The 16,261-nt window shown below is 47.4% G+C and carries 18 protein-coding genes and 1 pseudogene; 7 read left to right on the top strand and 12 right to left on the bottom strand.

Annotated elements, in window-relative coordinates:
- Window positions 1-462: 462 nt before the first annotated feature.
- On the top strand, window positions 463-759 hold the full coding sequence (locus ABNS04_RS07195) for a hypothetical protein (protein WP_272977679.1): 297 nt from the start codon (window positions 463-465) through the stop codon (window positions 757-759).
- On the opposite strand, the gene ABNS04_RS07190 is transcribed toward ABNS04_RS07195, so the two are convergent.
- Window positions 756-1,658: a diguanylate cyclase gene (locus ABNS04_RS07190; RefSeq protein ID WP_272977680.1), complete on the bottom strand. Its 903-nt coding sequence runs from the start codon at window positions 1,656-1,658 to the stop codon at window positions 756-758. The genes ABNS04_RS07195 and ABNS04_RS07190 overlap by 4 nt on opposite strands.
- Before the next feature lie 107 nt (window positions 1,659-1,765).
- Between ABNS04_RS07190 and ABNS04_RS07185 the strand changes: the two genes are divergently transcribed.
- Together ABNS04_RS07185 and ABNS04_RS07180 are read left to right on the top strand one after the other, a co-directional pair.
- The gene (locus tag ABNS04_RS07185; RefSeq protein WP_272977681.1) at window positions 1,766-2,215 is read left to right on the top strand and encodes a YaiI/YqxD family protein; all 450 of its coding nucleotides are present in this window, start codon (window positions 1,766-1,768) and stop codon (window positions 2,213-2,215) included.
- A 79-nt stretch (window positions 2,216-2,294) separates the two neighbouring features.
- Window positions 2,295-3,521, top strand: a complete 1,227-nt coding sequence (locus ABNS04_RS07180) for an NnrS family protein (protein WP_348671273.1) — start codon at window positions 2,295-2,297, stop codon at window positions 3,519-3,521.
- A gap of 18 nt (window positions 3,522-3,539) precedes the next feature.
- On the opposite strand, the gene ppiC is transcribed toward ABNS04_RS07180, so the two are convergent.
- From ppiC to ABNS04_RS07150, 6 genes are read right to left on the bottom strand one after another with little or no spacing between them, the layout of a single operon-like run.
- On the bottom strand, window positions 3,540-3,818 hold the full coding sequence (ppiC, locus tag ABNS04_RS07175) for a peptidylprolyl isomerase PpiC (protein ID WP_006954514.1): 279 nt from the start codon (window positions 3,816-3,818) through the stop codon (window positions 3,540-3,542).
- Between the two features lie 51 nt (window positions 3,819-3,869).
- Entirely contained in the window at window positions 3,870-4,217 is a 348-nt protein-coding gene (locus tag ABNS04_RS07170; RefSeq protein ID WP_006954513.1) for a VOC family protein, read from the bottom strand.
- Between the two features lie 53 nt (window positions 4,218-4,270).
- Window positions 4,271-4,573 (bottom strand): DUF3240 family protein, encoded by a 303-nt coding sequence (locus tag ABNS04_RS07165; protein WP_272978133.1) that lies wholly within the window; start codon window positions 4,571-4,573, stop codon window positions 4,271-4,273.
- A complete protein-coding gene (locus ABNS04_RS07160; protein WP_272978134.1) occupies window positions 4,563-7,631 on the bottom strand; it encodes a CusA/CzcA family heavy metal efflux RND transporter in 3,069 nt (1,022 codons plus the stop codon). Before ABNS04_RS07160 ends, ABNS04_RS07165 begins: the two co-directional genes overlap by 11 nt.
- Window positions 7,628-8,644 (bottom strand): membrane fusion-like protein, encoded by a 1,017-nt coding sequence (locus ABNS04_RS07155; RefSeq protein WP_272978135.1) that lies wholly within the window; start codon window positions 8,642-8,644, stop codon window positions 7,628-7,630. The genes ABNS04_RS07160 and ABNS04_RS07155 overlap by 4 nt, the downstream gene beginning before the upstream one ends.
- Entirely contained in the window at window positions 8,641-9,810 is a 1,170-nt protein-coding gene (locus ABNS04_RS07150; protein WP_006954509.1) for a TolC family protein, read from the bottom strand. The genes ABNS04_RS07155 and ABNS04_RS07150 overlap by 4 nt, the downstream gene beginning before the upstream one ends.
- Before the next feature lie 97 nt (window positions 9,811-9,907).
- Between ABNS04_RS07150 and ABNS04_RS07145 the strand changes: the two genes are divergently transcribed.
- Complete coding sequence (locus ABNS04_RS07145; RefSeq protein WP_006954508.1) at window positions 9,908-10,381, top strand: LuxR C-terminal-related transcriptional regulator; 474 nt, start codon at window positions 9,908-9,910, stop codon at window positions 10,379-10,381.
- Between the two features lie 47 nt (window positions 10,382-10,428).
- Here the strand turns inward: ABNS04_RS07145 and upp are convergent, their stop codons facing one another.
- From upp to yegQ, 3 genes are read right to left on the bottom strand one after another with little or no spacing between them, the layout of a single operon-like run.
- Window positions 10,429-11,058 carry a uracil phosphoribosyltransferase gene (upp, locus tag ABNS04_RS07140; protein ID WP_272978136.1) on the bottom strand — a complete coding sequence of 210 codons (630 nt, stop codon included), beginning with the start codon at window positions 11,056-11,058 and terminating at the stop codon, window positions 10,429-10,431.
- A gap of 57 nt (window positions 11,059-11,115) precedes the next feature.
- Entirely contained in the window at window positions 11,116-11,304 is a 189-nt protein-coding gene (locus tag ABNS04_RS07135) for a 4Fe-4S dicluster domain-containing protein (RefSeq protein WP_006954506.1), read from the bottom strand.
- Window positions 11,291-12,580, bottom strand: a complete 1,290-nt coding sequence (gene yegQ / locus ABNS04_RS07130) for a tRNA 5-hydroxyuridine modification protein YegQ (protein ID WP_272978160.1) — start codon at window positions 12,578-12,580, stop codon at window positions 11,291-11,293. The genes ABNS04_RS07135 and yegQ overlap by 14 nt, the downstream gene beginning before the upstream one ends.
- A gap of 174 nt (window positions 12,581-12,754) precedes the next feature.
- Between yegQ and ABNS04_RS07125 the strand changes: the two genes are divergently transcribed.
- On the top strand, window positions 12,755-13,369 hold the full coding sequence (locus ABNS04_RS07125) for a hypothetical protein (RefSeq protein WP_272978137.1): 615 nt from the start codon (window positions 12,755-12,757) through the stop codon (window positions 13,367-13,369).
- Here the strand turns inward: ABNS04_RS07125 and ABNS04_RS07120 are convergent.
- Both ABNS04_RS07120 and ABNS04_RS07115 read right to left on the bottom strand, forming a co-directional pair.
- Window positions 13,366-14,079 carry an SIMPL domain-containing protein gene (locus ABNS04_RS07120; protein WP_006954500.1) on the bottom strand — a complete coding sequence of 238 codons (714 nt, stop codon included), beginning with the start codon at window positions 14,077-14,079 and terminating at the stop codon, window positions 13,366-13,368. The two genes, ABNS04_RS07125 and ABNS04_RS07120, sit on opposite strands and share 4 nt — an antisense overlap.
- Window positions 14,037-14,533: pseudogene (locus tag ABNS04_RS07115) on the bottom strand (GGDEF domain-containing protein). The gene ABNS04_RS07120 and the pseudogene ABNS04_RS07115 overlap by 43 nt, the downstream one beginning before the upstream one ends.
- A gap of 828 nt (window positions 14,534-15,361) precedes the next feature.
- Between ABNS04_RS07115 and ABNS04_RS07110 the strand changes: the two are divergent.
- Together ABNS04_RS07110 and ABNS04_RS07105 are read left to right on the top strand one after the other, a co-directional pair.
- Window positions 15,362-15,811, top strand: a complete 450-nt coding sequence (locus tag ABNS04_RS07110) for a GNAT family N-acetyltransferase (RefSeq protein WP_348671271.1) — start codon at window positions 15,362-15,364, stop codon at window positions 15,809-15,811.
- Between the two features lie 24 nt (window positions 15,812-15,835).
- Entirely contained in the window at window positions 15,836-16,258 is a 423-nt protein-coding gene (locus tag ABNS04_RS07105; protein ID WP_272978139.1) for a secondary thiamine-phosphate synthase enzyme YjbQ, read from the top strand.
- Window positions 16,259-16,261: the final 3 nt, after the last annotated feature.

The raw sequence follows: 16,261 nt of genomic DNA, 5'->3' as shown, positions 1-16,261 counted from the left end.
GTTTATTAACTAATGGCGAAATTGCCAACTGGACAACTAGGCTGACATAGTGGGCCGATAATGTCGTACATTGAATACCCTTATATATCCTTATTGATGAATCCAACCAAGTCCGTATAGTTAAACGTAACTCAAACGTGCTTATCTACCAGCAAGTTAACCTATGACTTATTACAACACAAAAATCATCTTCACGGCCGCGAAGTTATCGTTTATCAACCTGCTTTGGTTAATGGTGGTGATCGGTATTCCTATGCTTGTGTTCGCCGATGGGTTAAATTACGTCGAGCGAATATTGCTTTTTGTTTTGTTCACGCTCACTTTTTGGTCTTTGCTCTTCGGGTTCAGTCTTTTCTTCCACCGCTTGAGCCTCAGACATCCTAAGAATCGGCAGCTTTATTTAGCGCTAGGGGATGTCGATAAGGCAGAAAGTATCATAAACCACCTCAAGGCTTTTTAACCATGCCCCCAAAACACAAACACACCGAACGTGACATTATTCGTGCGCTGACCGAGGTCTGCGAGGATGCCAAAGTTGAGCATGAGGGTTTCGTATGGCTCACACACGAGGTGAACTATCAGCGTTTTCCACAGAGCTTAGTAGTGACCTTGGTGTTTGATGAGTATGTCAGTGAGTCGGCGATGTTGTCGGCTTTGGCGGCGTTAGTGCCCGAGGTGCAGCGCGCGTTGAAACCTATTGTGGGTGGTGAGTTGCTTGCACGTCAGATTGAGGCGCGCTACGAACACACGATGCATTAGCAGATGGTGCTTGCCGAGTTTCCTCCCCACCGTTTGGCGTTATACATGGCTTGATCGGCGTGATGTAGTAGTTGCTCAATGCTGTGACCGTGCTCCGGCCACATGGCCACGCCAATGCTGACAGTAATGGCTAACGACCCATGTTTCATGATGTGGGGTGGCTTTAACGCAGCCTGGATCTTATTCACCACCTTATCAATCGCATTATCGAGTCGTCGGGTATGTGAAGCATCCACCAACACCACAAACTCGTCTCCACCTAAGCGTGCTGCGGTATCGGTATTACGGATCGCGGATTGAATTCGAGTGGCGACTGCTTTTAATAATTCATCGCCCGTGGCGTGACCGTAATGGTCGTTAACCTCTTTGAACTTATCGAGATCGAGATAGAGTATCGCGAGCCCACCGGCATCGCGCTCTGCCCGCGCTTGTGCGGTACGCACGCGATCATAAAATAACGCCCGGTTAGGGAGTTGAGTCAGGGAGTCGGTGAGTGCCATGTGCTCTAACCGCTCGATCAGTGCTTCGCGTTCTTGTTCCAACGCTCGCTGTGCAGTGATATCGCGTGCCACACCAATACGCATTTGGTCTTTTTCGGACCAGCGTGCTGTCCAGTGCAAATGAATTACAGAGCCATCTTTGTGTATGTAGCGATTTTCAAAATGTAGCACGTCCCGTCCACTATTGACCTGCTCGGCACGCAACAGCGTCTCGGCATGATGATCCGGGTGCATAAAGTCAAACATTGAACGGCCAATCATTTCTTCAGGATCATAACCAAATACGCGTTGGGCACCTGGGCTGAGGTAACTAAAGCGGTGGTCTGGATCCACAACGCAAATGGCATCAAGGAGCAGATCCATATATTCGGCAAGGGCTGCAAATGCAGGTTTATTCATAAGCCGCCTTAGATTTTGTTAGTATGATTGTTCTAAAACCTTATGTTTGCTTAGATTAGCCCGTCTGTCTATGCTTTCCATCTTTTATTAGTGAGTGATGAACGGATATGAATATTTGGGTGGACGCCGATGCGTGTCCGACGGTCATAAAAGAGATTTTGTATCGCGCCGCTGAGCGCAAGCAGGTGCCGCTTATTTTGGTTGCTAACCAAACGTTGCGCGTGCCGCCTTCTAAGTTCATTCGCTCAGTGCGCGTGGAGTCGGGGTTTGATGTGGCGGATAACGAAATTGCTGAACGCTGCGAGGCCGGCGATTTAGTGATCACCGCAGACATCCCGTTGGCGGCGGATGTGATCAAAAAAGGGGGGCAAGCGCTGAGCCCAAGAGGCGAACTGTACACCAAAGAAAATATCGGCGGGCGTCTTAATATGCGCGATTTTATGGATACCATGCGCAGCAGCGGTGAACATACCGGAGGTCCTCCTCCTTTGCATGCTCGCGATAAAATGGCATTTGCCAATCAACTCGACCGAATATTGACGCAGCTCATTCGATAATTGAGTTTTGCTGGTATTAAAGTGCATTTTAAATGTATGATTAATTCGCAAGGCATAATGAGCCCATACGGAGTTATTCATGCAAGTGACACAAATGGAACAGGAAATGCGCCTGACGCCACTACTGCGCCAGGCATTTCGACCTTTCTTTTTATTCGGTGCTAGCTTTAGCATTATTGCGGTTGGTCTGTGGATAGCGACGCTTGGCGGCTGGGTCTCACTACCTGTCTACGGCAACATACTGTTTTGGCACGCTCACGAAATGCTATTTGGGTTTGTTACTGCAATTATTCTCGGTTTTTTGTTAACCGCAGTACAAAACTGGACCGGGCAGCGCGCTACTCACGGTAAGACATTGTTTGTCCTCGTTATGCTTTGGAGCTTAGCAAGGTTGGCGTTGCTGTTTGGTACCTATTTGCCTGCACTTGCTGTCATCCTTATTGATTTAAGTGTATTGCCAGTAGCCGCACTGTTGTTTGCGCGTCTGCTGCTTAATGTGAATCAAACCCGTAACTTATTCTTTGTGCCTATTTTACTGTTACTCACCGCGACAAATGCGATGATGCACGCGGGGCTTTGGTTTGATCAGTATGCGTGGCAGGTGCAGGGCGCTTATGCTGCGGTCTTTTTAATTACCCTGTTGATGAGTGTGATCGGTGGGCGTGTCATACCCATGTTTACTGCAAATGGCACCGGTACTTCTCGGGTAAGCGCTTGGCCTTGGTTAGAACGTGCTGCTTTGGGTTGCTCGTGGCTGATCGCGGCGATGTTTTTGTTCAGCCTAGATAGAGTGGTATCGGGCGCTGTGCTTGCCTTATTGTTTGCGTTCGCCTGTGTGTTCCACACTATCCGCTGGTTGCGCTGGCGCCCATGGATAACTTGGCGCGTGCCGTTAGTATGGTCCCTGCACGGGGCTTATGCGTTTATTCCTATTGGGTTGGGCTTGCTTGCTATCTACTACGCGCAAAGTGCAAGTTTATTGGCAACTCATATTCAGCTTGCCAAAAGTACAGCACTGCATGCGTTAACCGTCGGTGCAATGGGTAGCTTGATTTTGGCGATGATGGCACGTATCTCACTCGGCCATAGCGGACGCCCGCTAAAATCTAAACCCGTGATGTCTGTTGCGTTCTTGCTAATAGTACTGGCTGCGTTAGCCCGTGTTGTGGGTATTGTGGTGATGCCCGAGGCTACGTTCAGTTGGTTATTGGTTGCGGCACTGGGATGGATGTTGAGCTATGGTTGTTTTGTTGGTGTGTATCAGAACATCTTGCGAAGCCCCAGAGCGGATGGCCGCCCTGGGTAATCACTCATATAGTGCGGTTTAACCGCGCGAGAGTGTTTTAATAAGATGGTAACCAAATGCGGTTTTAACGGGACCATGTACTTCTAGTGTCGGTTGACCGAATACCACCTTGTCAAAGGCAGGTACCATCTCACCGCGACGGAACTCGCCTAAGTCGCCACCCTGTTTGCCTGACGGACAGAGTGAATGTTTACGCGCTAAGTCGGCAAATTTTGCGCCGTTGGCGAGCTGCTTTTTTAGCTCTTCGGCTTCGGGCTTGGTTTTAACCAAAATGTGTAATGCATGCGCACGTGCCATGAGATTTCTCCTTTACTGATACTTTCATCAGTTTATCACAGCTTGTACGGACTACTCCGACCAAACCGCATATTCATTGCCGCTGGGGCAGGTGAAGTGAAATCGATGACCGCCTGGAAAGCTGAAAATGGGCTTAATGATTTCACCGCCTGCCTGTTCGACGGCATGTAGACTCTTTTGTAAGTCGGGACTGTACAGTACCACCAATACGCTGCCTTGTGCCGTTTGCGCTTTTAGAGGCGCACTGTAAAAGCCACCATCAATGCCGGCATTTTTGATAGCCGCGTAATCGGGACCATAGTCGATATACTCCCAACCGAAGGCGTCATTGAAAAACTGCTTAGTTGCGGCGATATCGCTTGCAGGCATTTCAATATAATTAATTTTAGTGGTACTCATTCTTGGCTCCTAAGCAACCATGGCATCTAAGTGTAGCCCATAATTGTGAGTGCTCAAATTAAGTGCCCCATTGCCTCAATAGGTTGCAGGGTGAAACGAATGGGCTCTTTAAAGTTGAGTCTTTGCAAGGCGGCTCTTATTTCGGTGAGGTCGTGTTCGTTACACACGACCTCGGCCGCTAACATACGTCGGGCGCCGCGGATTTGTTCGGCAATATCGTAGCGTTCGTGGCGACGACTGAAGCCATCAATCTCATATAGGCTAAAGCCCGAAAGAGCGTCTATTTGTAATAGGCAGTCGACCACATCTGCTTTTTGCTCACGACTAAAATACAACTTTAGCAGTTTACTGTTCATGGTAGTGCTTCCTATTTGTGATTTGATAGAGCGCCGGTAATAACAACAAGGTCGCCAGCGTCGCGGTTACCAGTCCACCGATGACCACGGCGGCGAGCGGACGTTGAATCTCGGAACCTGGACCGGTAGAGATCAACAGGGGAATCAGTCCAAATATCGCCGTGATGGCTGTAATTAATACCGGCCTTAAACGGTCGGTTGCGCCAGCGATCACGAGTGAGGGCAGGTGTGAGAAGTGTATTTTGGTTTGCTCGAAGTGGCTGACCATAACGATCCCATTAAGAATCGCCACACCCATTAATGCGATGAAACCTACGGATGCAGGCACAGACATATATTGACCGCTAATCCACAGTGAAATAGCACCGCCACTTAATGCGAACGGTATATTCGTGAGTACGATCGCGGTTAACCCAAGTGAGCCCATCGAAGTAAACAAAAGTATGACAATCAGCAACAGTGCAACAGGTATTACCATCAGTAGATTGGCGCTGGCACGCGCTTGGTTCTCGAACTCACCGCCATATTCGACAAAATAGCCGGCAGGTAGCTCAACCTGCTTCTCAATTTGGCTTTGTAGTTCATTTACAAACCCAACGACGTCACGATTTTCAACGTTGGTTGTAATGAGTGCATAACGGTGACTATTTTCGCGCTCGATAATGGCTGGACCTTGCTCGAAACTGATAGTAGCGACCTCGCTAAGTGGCACGGCTTTACCTTGTTCGGCAATAATTGTGAGCGAGTTGAGTCGTGTAACAGCTTGGTATCCGGAACGTTCACTCTGTGAGCCGAACACAATAGGTGTGCGAATTCTTCCATTCACCGCCTCGCTGACCGAGTAGCCACTTAATTGTGAGTGGATAAATTCGCTAAAGGCACGCTTTGAAATACCATAGTAATTCAGCTTTTGCATATCAGGAACGATACTTAGAAACTGCGCACCGGTTATTACGCTTGCCTGCACATCGACGGCACCCTCAACATCGCGTGCCGACGCAACAATTTCATCGGTCAAACCTGCCAATGTGTCCATCTCATCGCCGAACACTTTAATTGAAACTGCACCGGTGCTGCCCGTTAGCATTTCCGAAATACGCATTTGAATCGGCTGCGTCACGTTCACATTCATGCCAGGGTAACCTGATACAACTTCACGGATGGCATCAATTAAGGCTTGTTTATTGTCAAAACGCCACTCATCTCGTGGTTTCAGCTCCATAAACACATCGGTCTCATTTAATCCCATGGGATCAAGACCCAGTTCATCAGACCCTGTACGTGCGACAATTTGCTTAATTTCAGGGACTTGTTCTAGTAGTGCGTTTTCGACTTGCGTATCAATGGCTATTGACTCGCTGAGTGACAAGGTGGGCGCTTTTTCAAACTGTACGATAATGTCGCCTTCATCCATGGTCGGCATAAATGTCTTACCGACCATGATGAAACTTAAGGCGCTCAGACCAAACAGGACTACAAAACCCGTGATTAACAAAGGTTTGTGCGTTAATGCGCTATTGAGTATTACACGGTAGCTTGCCTGCAAGCGTTCTAACATCTTATTGCGGCGTTTATTAGGACGCATCATCAATGAGGCGAGTGCGGGTATCAAGGTCAATGCGGTAACAAGTGATGCTGCAATAGCGATGACAATTGTGAGCGCGACTGGCGAAAACAATTTGCCTTCAAGGCCTGTCAGCGTCAATAGGGGTAGAAACACGAGTACGATAATAATGGTTCCACTGACTACTGAGGGCGCAACCGATAAGCTTGCTCGATAAATTTTATGCAGAATCGGCAAGTTTTTCTCTGAGTTGAGTTCGGTTTCAACTTTCTCGGTAATGACGACGGATGAATCGACAATCATACCGATGGCAATAACTAACCCGCCCAAGCTCATCAAGTTGGCTGATAAGCCAATCTGACGCAAGCAGATGAATGTAATGAGCGCTGCGATAGGAATGGACAGCGAGACTAAGATAGACGCGCGTATATTTCGTAAAAAGAACACCAATACCGCGATGACCAATACAATAGATTCCATCAACGCATCAGAAATTCCGGCAATCGCTGTATCGATCAGTCCTTTACGGTTATAGAAAACATTGATGTCAGTGTGTTGCGGCAAGCTGCTTTGTAGTTGTGTGAGCTTATCTTTAACAGACGCGACTACAGCCGCTGCATTAGCGCCTTTTAAGCCAACCACTAAGCCTTCTACCGCCTCTTGACCGTTTTTGGTGATAGCGCCAAATCGCGGTAAGTAACTCAATGAGACTTCGCCAAGCTGCTCGAGTCGGTAGATATCACCATTGGCATTTTCCACGCTCAGTGCGGCTAAATCGTTTAATTCAACGATACGGCCCGAGACGCGAGCACTAAAGGTTTCGGTGCCCAGTGTGACGCGTCCTAAGTTACCGACTTGATTGGCTTCCTCCAAACGTGTCTTGATGGCATCTAATGACACCTTAGCTTCGCTCAGTTTGATGGGATCGGGACTGAACTGAAAAGTCCTTACCTTGCCGCCTAAATTAGTCACATCGGCTACGCCCTCTACTGTACGCAACGCAGGACGAATGACCCAGTCGAGTAAGTGTCGCTTTTCACTGAGCGTGAGGTCGGGGTTTTCAACAGTGAACATAAACATTTCACTTAATGGTGTACTCATGGGCGCAAGTCCACCTTGTATACCCGCGGGCAGCGCATCGCGCACTGCGGCAAGCTTCTCTGCCACTTGTTGGCGCGCCCAATAAATGTCAGTGCCTTCCTCAAAATCTAATGTAATCGAGGTGATACCGTATTTAGTTGTCGAACGTAAGATGGTCTGGTTAGGAATCCCCAGCAATTCGGTTTCGATGGGGTGCGTGACTTGATTTTCTACCCGTTCTGCGGCCATTCCGGGAGCTCGCAAGATAATTTTAACTTGTGTCGGTGATATCTCTGGAAAGGCATCCACCGGGAGTTGCCGAAATGATTGTATTCCCGCTGCTATGATGAGCAAAAAGGTGATAAAAACGAATAGTCGGTTTTTTAATGAGAAACTGAGCAATTTGGCAATCATTGCTGCGCCTCCTCGCGACTATCGATTATACCTTTAAGCGCAGCGACAGAATGAGTCACGATGGGATTATCGAGCGATGTGGAAGCGGCTACATAGTAATCTTCACCTTCAACAGCGCTTACGCTAACTGGAATCGGATGAATGGTTTGTTTATCAACACTAAAAACGACAGGTTCGCCGTTTAATGATGACACCGCTGAGCCAGGTACTTTGAATGCGTTTGCGATGTTTCGGAGCGGAATTACACTCATTCGTTGGTAGAGTGTAAATTTGCTCTCTGTTAGCGGCGATGACCACAGTGTGGTAAAGCCATTTCGTGTCGATTGCTCGCGATAGTCAATAGTGAATCGTTCGCCTTGAACGCTGATGTGGTGCACCGACGATGCAAGTTCATTGGGCGCTTGAACGGCAAGGCGTATTTCAGACCTATCAATGACGTAGCCAATTCGCATGTCATCGGCGTCTGATTGCCATACGCCGTCGATGGGGGCCTTTAGTTCTGCGCTATCATCGGCGAGTTGATGAAAGCGCGATAAAAGAATTTTAATTTCATGCATTTGATCCGACAGACGGAGGTATTGGTCTAAAAAGTTTTGCCAATCATCAGCTGACAAGGCATTGCGTTGGTATAAGTTTGATTTGCTTTTATGCTGTTGTTGAGCAACGTCATATTGTGCTTTTACCGTCTCGAGACGGTGAAAAAAGTGTTCGACAGACGGGCCCGTGATGGTTGCAATGCGTTGACCTAAATTAACGCGAGTACCATCCGTCACTGCAAATTGGACATGTGCGTTCTCGAACGGATTCGCAATCACTAAATGCTTCTGGGTCATCGGTTGGTAAGTCGCCAATAGCGGTGCTCCTGGTACCATATCAGCAACTTCCGGCTGCTGTAGCCCAAGCTCATAGTTCTTAAGTTCTGCGATAGAGACTGCTGTTTGTGCAGATACTTGCGTTGAACTCAACGCCACTAGTATTAAAAGAAATGAATAACCAAGGGTACGACGGTTCATAAAGAGACTCCCTGAGCTTGATTGAGTTGTGCTTTGGCCATCTGAAGCTGTACTTGCGTGAGTTGGAAGAACTTCTGATAGTTGAGTTGTTCTATCAGCCGCTCGATGTACATTTTTGTATCAATTTGGTGTTGTCGATATAGCGCGTCGAGCTCATCGAGTGCTTGCGAACTGATAGAAGCATTTTGTTTCGCCAGCTCAACTTGTTGTTGTAATTGTTGATACTGACTTCGGCGCTGGGCGATTCGGGTTTGAATGTCGATCACGGTCGTTTTTAAGCGGGTATTGATATCAGATTGCTCGCGCTGCAACGCATCAAGGTCGAGCGACGAAAGTGTCCGAGAAAATGTTAAGGGTATCGCGAGTCCGACCCCGAGCTGTGTTTCTGTTCCTGCGACTGAACGAATATCTTTGACACCGGCCGTTACGCGCCAGTTACTTTGACTCGCGGCATTATTTTCGGCGTTTAATAGCGCAAGTTGCCATTGTAATTCAATCGCTTGAACGCTCGGGTGCGTCAGATTCGACGAGTCCGAATTAGGTTCTTCTAGGGTGTCGGGCAACTGAGCTTGACCCGTGTATTGCTGCCATAGCCGATAGAAATGCTGTAACTCGACCTGCTTTTTATTGAGCTCAACGTTATAGCTATTAAGGCGCTGCTCAATAATGAGTTGCGCATACTTAGGCGATTGCTTTTGCTGAACTTGAAGCTCGACAGTCGCCAGCATTTTATTGAGTGCATCGATAGTGTGCTTTATAAAGCGTTGCTCGACCTCAGCTTGTTGAGTTTCCCAAAACAGTTGACGAATTGTGCCAGATATCCACAAGTCGATTTGTTGCTGTTGAACAACATGGTATTGATGACTCAATTGTTTTGACGACTGAAGAAGTTCATGTTGCTTGGGTGTGAGAAACGCAAATTCAAATAATAGTTCAGTTTCATCACTACCTATCGCATTATCTTGGGTCTGCCAGCGCATAATAGAGGCGGTGATGGGTTCTGCTAACCAACTCCGTGTGTTGAAGGTTTGTAAGGTCGTAGGATCATGTTCGAGAATATTCGACCGAGCGTAATCTACGAGGTCATTCGCAAAAGCATTGTTCAGAAAAAATAACGCACTCAGCGAAACAAAAATTTTCGGTGCTTTGATGCGGGTAAAAGACATCATCAACTCCATCGGTTAATATCAACACATAATCTAGGGTTTTTATGATGAAAAGACATCGGACACATGTCCTATAACAGCTATAGCAGGGGGATTTATGACAATTGACCGATTGTTGATGGTCGTTTTTTTGTTGATTGCAGGGGCCAATGTGTCGGATGTTGTAGCTGACTATAAAATGGAAGTGGCAGTGTGGCATTTGATCGTTGAGGGGATTACCGTCGTCATTTCTATTATCGCTTTCATCGTGCTCTGGCGTCGTGTTATTCGCAGAAACAATGAACTGGCGCATTTACGCACTGCGTTGATAAAGCATCAAGAAAGTGCAGATGCTAGAGAGGAGGCCTCTTACTCAACGGTAAAAACTTGGTTTAATGAATGGAAGCTTTCGCCGAGTGAGCAAGAGGTCGCTGTATTGATGATCAAAGGGCTGACATTTAACGAAATTGCGGAAGTCAGGAGTACGAAGGAAAAAACCGTGCGACAACAGGCATCCGCCATCTATGCGAAGTCTGGTTTGAGTGGTCGCAATAATTTATCAGCGTGGCTGATCGATGCATTACTTAATTGACGACTGCTAAAGTGTCAGTGCTTTAGCAGTCTCTTTGTTTAGCTCGGTTAACGGGTACCAAAAATTTTATCCCCGGCATCGCCCAGCCCCGGGATGATATAGCCCTGCTCATTGAGCTTGTCATCGAGTGATGCAGTAAAAATTCGTACATCGGGATGCTTGGCCAATACGGCTTCAACGCCTTCGGGCGCCGCCACCAACACGAGTACGCGAATGTCCTTACAGCCTTGTTGCTTGAGCATGTCGAGGGTGGCAATCATACTGCCGCCGGTAGCGAGCATCGGGTCGATAACGAGGGCGATGCGCTGGCCGATGTCGTTAACGAATTTATCGAAATAGCTGACGGGCTCTAACGTTTCCTCATTACGGTATAAGCCGACAACACTAACTTTTGCGCTGGGGATGAGTGTGGTAACGCCATCCAGCATCCCCATACCTGCGCGTAGAATAGGGACTACCGTGACTTTTTTACCTTTAAGTTGCTCGACCTCAATAGGTGTTTCGTTCCAGCCCTCAATGGTATGTGACTCCAGCATAAAGTCACTGGTCGCCTCGTAGGTAAGTAACGTACTGATTTCATTGGCAAGTTCGCGGAAGCTCTTGGTCGAGATCCCGTGTTTACGCATTAATCCAAGCTTATGCTGTACAAGCGGATGCTTAATGACCTGTAATCCCATGGCGATGCCCCTTTATTCATGTTCTTGGCGGCAAAGCATAGCAAATTTCGCTGTTTTTTACTTGCCGATGTCCACTGCATCGACCGGACATACTGCATAACAGCTGGGCTCAGGATAGAAACCTTCGCATTCGACACATAACGACTGCTTAATTTCGTAATGCTCGTCACCCATCTCGATCGCTTCGACCGGGCACTCAGGTACACACATATCGCAGTTGATGCAGTCTTCGTTAATGGTGATCATGCTCGCTCCTTTTTATCAGAAAACACATGGGTCTATCTCCTGAGTCGATAGCGACTTCAGCAGGAACATAGACTTGATAACCCGAGCCCGGTGCGCGTAAAAGCGGCGTTCCCTTGTTATCCACAAGCTCAGTGACTTTAAGTGGATAGTTACCTTTGGGCGTGATGAGTAAAAGTTCATCGCCCACCGAGAATGCATTTTTTACATCAATAAGGTAGGCATCTTGGTTGTCGCTTGCGAGTAACTGACCGACAAGTTGCTCTTTTCCTTCACTATGAGCGCGTTCGTAGTTCTGAAGTGACTGTGCGCTGTGACGTTGTAAGAAGCCATGAGTAAAACCACGGTTCGCCATGCCATCAAGCGCATTGAGCAGTTGCGGGTTGAATGGCTTGCCCGCTACGGCATCATCAATGGCACGTCGGTAGACTTGGGTTGTACGTGCGACGTAATAGTCGGACTTGGTCCGGCCTTCAATCTTCAGTGAGTGAACACCCATTTGTGTCAGCGGTTCGACTAAATCAACGGCACGAAGATCTTTGGAGTTCATCAGATAACTGCCATGAATATCTTCATCCAGTAGCATGGGCTCATCGGGACGTTGAGGATCGGCGACTAAGATGGGGTCCGGTATATATTGGCCGACTTCGTCTTGCTGTGCAGGTTGCGTGTGGTACTTCCAACGACATGCGTTGGTGCATGCGCCTTGGTTGGGATCACGTTTATTGGTGTAACCGGAGAGTAAACAGCGACCCGAATAAGCCATACAAAGAGCGCCGTGGACGAATACCTCAAGCTCCATATCAGGCACGTGTTCGCGCATTTCTTTGATCTCTTGCAAAGACAGTTCGCGTGAGAGGATCACCCGCTCGATGCCCTGTTGTTGCCAGAACTTGAGTGCCGCCCAGTTCACTGTATTCGCTTGCACAGATAAGTGCAGTGCTTGTTCAGGGAAGTGCTGGCGCAGCAACATCACGATACCCGGATCTGAGACGATTAATGCATCAGGCTGTAGAGCAACCACCTGCACCATGTGTTCAACAAACTGCGTCAGTTTTGCGTTATGCGGTGCGATGTTGACCACGACGTAGAAGCGTTTACCCAGTTTGTGGGCGTAGTCGATAGACTCACCTAAATTTGCCAACGTAAAGCTGTTGTTTCTTACCCGTAAGCTGTAGCGTGGCTCGCCCGCATAAACCGCATCTGCACCGTAAGCAAAAGCGATTTTCATGGCGGTCGGATTCCCGGCAGGGGCGAGTAGTTCGGGGCTTTTATACATCGACATAGTTTAAGGTACTGATCCAGTTACGTGCGGAGCTAAATGCTCGCAGGTTACTGCTAAATGCCTTATCACGTGTTGATGTGAATCAATAAACTACCGATGTGAGGCGCTTGAGATGGGGGCAAAAGAGTGCTAATGATAAACAAAATAAGCAAACTTTGGTTATTTGTAATGAGTCGTTTCGTTCAGTTCTTATTGGTTAGTATTATGTTGGCACCTAGTGGTGCGAAAGCGGCGCAAGCCACATGCATTGAAAACAAGGCAGCGCTGCTTGAGTTAGATTTTATGAGTTTTGACCAAGACTTTGAAGGGGGCTGGCGCGCCGTTGCCGATACACCCGGTTGTAAGCCAGAAGCGGTTAAACTGATTGAGGCGTATCAACAACAACGAACTGACTTATCGGACGGTATGAAGCACACGCTCCGTCTACATCAAGCCCAGCTGCATGCGGAGTTGGGTCACAATGAGGCGGCGATTGCTTTATTTAGACAGAGTTATAAACCGGACGAGCAGGACCGTAGCGGGTGGAACCCCTATATGGATGCGACCATTGCATTTATTAAAAAGGACAAACCGAAACTGGTTGATGCAATAGCGCGTCTAAAAGCCGTTCCGCGCCCCGAGGGATTTGATCCGCGCGATGCTGAAGGTAATCCGATTGAAGTGCCGTGGCCACCTAACTTAACTATTGTTGAATCTTATCTGCGATGCTTCGATATGAATTATGTTGAAGTGAATGTCGAGGGACAATGCCCTCGACCTAAAAATGATGAAACGGCTGACTAGTCGGATAGGTAATATTCAACCGTTGAGACGACACGTACTTTTTTAAGGTGTGGGTTATGACGGTCACGTTCTTGAATACTGAATAGGCCTTGGCGGGCATCTTTTATCTTGCCGAGCTCGCTGTTGCTATCTTCGGCGAACTTCTCTGCCACTTCGCGTGCATTCTTAGTGGCTTCTTCTATCATTTCGGGTTTCACATCGTTTAATCGGGTGAATAGATACTCGGGTTGCGCTTGGTAATCGTCGGTAGATAGCACCATACCTTGTTTACCTAATTCCGATAGCGAACTCATCATGTCGCGTATTGTTTCGACGCGGGTTGAATACACGGTAATGGTTTGGGTGGCGGTGTAGCGAAACTCAGCCGGTTGACCTGAGCCATAACGTTGTGCCGACTTATCGGTGATCGAGGGAGCTGCGACGGAAATCTCATCGGCTTTAACCCCTTTACCCTTTAGAAATTCGGTGACTTGCTGCTTGCCTTGTTCAATAGTTTGATAAATATCCGAAAGCTGATTGCTGGCAGCGGTAAATTGAATCGGCCAAATGACGGTGTCGGCAACATACTCGCGTTCAGAGAGCCCTTTCACAGTGACACTGCGATCCATTGATCGAAAGTCGGTTAAGCCTTTTGAAAAAAATGTACCAAGTACCCCACAACTGACGATCAGTCCGATGGCGATGATGATGCTGTTTTTGGTTTGCGACATGAAGCCTCCGATTCGAGTTCGACCCAATTTCTACCAGCTTCCTTGCCGCGATATAGCGCGTCATCCGCACGCTTTACTAATGTATTGACCGAGTCATCGGGTTTGAGTTCACTCACTCCGATGCTAGTAGTCAATTGAATGTTCTCATTTATAACTGTGTGCCAGGGATATTTTGCAATTGCTTTGCGAATGCGCTCAGCAACTTGCGCGGCGTGATTTAAGTTGGTTCGTGGTAAAAACACCAAAAACTCCTCACCCCCCAACGAGAAACTTTGTCATGGTCGCGTACGGTGTCGCGTAAAATATCAGCAGTAATGCGAAGTACCTTATCGCCGACTTCGTGCCCATGTGTATCATTGACTGATTTAAAATGGTCAAGGTCGAGCAACAAAACAGAAACGTTGCGTTGTTCGGCGTGTTTATTCTGTAAGGCTCGTTTTAATAACTCCGACATATGTCGGCGATTTCTTAATTTGGTTAATGGATCGGTGGTTGCGTAGAACCTGAGTTGGTCATGAGTTAAATTGACCTTATTTAGGTAATACAGTGCTAAGTAACCAAACATCATAAACACTACCGTCAGATTAAAAATATGAACCCCGACGACAGCGGTAGCATTGATTGGCTGCATAGCAGGATAGTACCAACTGAATAAATCAAGGCTAAGATAATATACCCACAACCCTAATAGCGTTAACACTGCGGGCTTGAGGCTCATGCTGACAAATATGGCGGGAACAAACATTAATAAAAAATAGTGGAAGCCACTGTCCCATCCGATCATGAGCGTACCGAGTGCCGAGTGGTAGAGCACTTCTAACCAAATAAGCGATATGGCTAGCATATTTTTGCGCTGACCGAATGCCCAATATGCAGTAAGATACATTGCAATACTGAGTAAATTGACCCAGGCAAGGATGGGCGAATCAAGTATCAAAAAAATGAAGAAAAACGCGACATCGATTGATGCAGCGATAATGCAACACCGTTTCGCAACTTGCCAAAACTGCGGGCGCTTAGGTGAGAGCGCACTGAACGCTGACAATTCCATGTCGTAGCCAGATCCCTATATAAAAAAGCGTAGTGTAATGTTACAGCATGCTGAATGTAACATTTTATTTCAACCCGGTGTTAATAATATTTAAGGTTGCTCGGCGCAAATTGAGGTCTTTTCAACGCGTAAATGGGCGATTTCAGTTCATGATGTGTTCAGTCTGAGGATGCGCTTATTGGCATTGTTTATTTTTCCCTTATAGTTTTTCTAAACAACGAAAAGGAATTTATGATGCTTCAGCCCGTTACACTTACTCAATTTCATGACATATTTTCGTGGCCAACAACCTCGAACGATCGTCTCTTTTGGTTGGGTCCAAATGTTGATGCAAATAGTCCCATAGATGATGTTTGGGCGCGCTTAAAATGTGACGAACGGCCGTCTCTGGGATTTTGGTGCGACAATAAGTTAGTTGGTTTTGCACAATGTTATGAAAAGCACGAGGGTGCAAGACACATTGCATGTTTGATTGTAAACCCACAGGAGCGAGGTAAAGGGCTAGGGCGCCTATTTGTGCAGGAGTTACTTGATTACGCTTGGCAACATCCTGACGTTGAGCATGTTACATTAAACGTATTGCCAGAAAATCATCGCGCACTGAATCTATATCGCAGTTTAGGGTTTGTAGAGCAGACCAATAGCGATCCACAGATGGTGCCTATGCGTTTAATGCGCTAGTACACGCTTATTTTTGAGAGTTCTATGCACGTACAACAATTTGAGTTAACGCTGCCTGCCTTTAATCGAGGCTTTCACTTAATCACTGATCGCGTAGAGCGGTTATTAGCGGAAAAGTGCCAATTATCGACTGGCCTCGTGCATGTGTTCATTCAACATACCTCGGCTTCATTGACGATCAATGAAAATGCCGATGCGACCGTGCGGGGTGACTTTGAACGCCATTTCAACGAGATGGTGCCTGAGAACGCGCCCTACTATGAGCACACCTATGAGGGGCCTGATGATATGCCAGCTCACTTGAAGTCGAGTATTCTAGGCGCGAGTGTGACTGTACCGTTAACCCAAGGGCGTCTTAATATGGGCACATGGCAAGGTATCTACTTGTGTGAGCACCGTGACCGCGCCAGCAGTCGAAAACTGGTGCTCACTGTACAAGGTGTTTAAGCT

The organism is uncultured Idiomarina sp., from assembly GCF_964010655.1.
In the GTDB taxonomy this organism is placed as follows: Bacteria; Pseudomonadota; Gammaproteobacteria; order Enterobacterales; family Alteromonadaceae; genus Idiomarina; species Idiomarina baltica.
The sequence above is the reverse complement of the archived record's forward strand: the minus strand, read 5'-3'. Positions and strand labels throughout refer to the sequence as shown.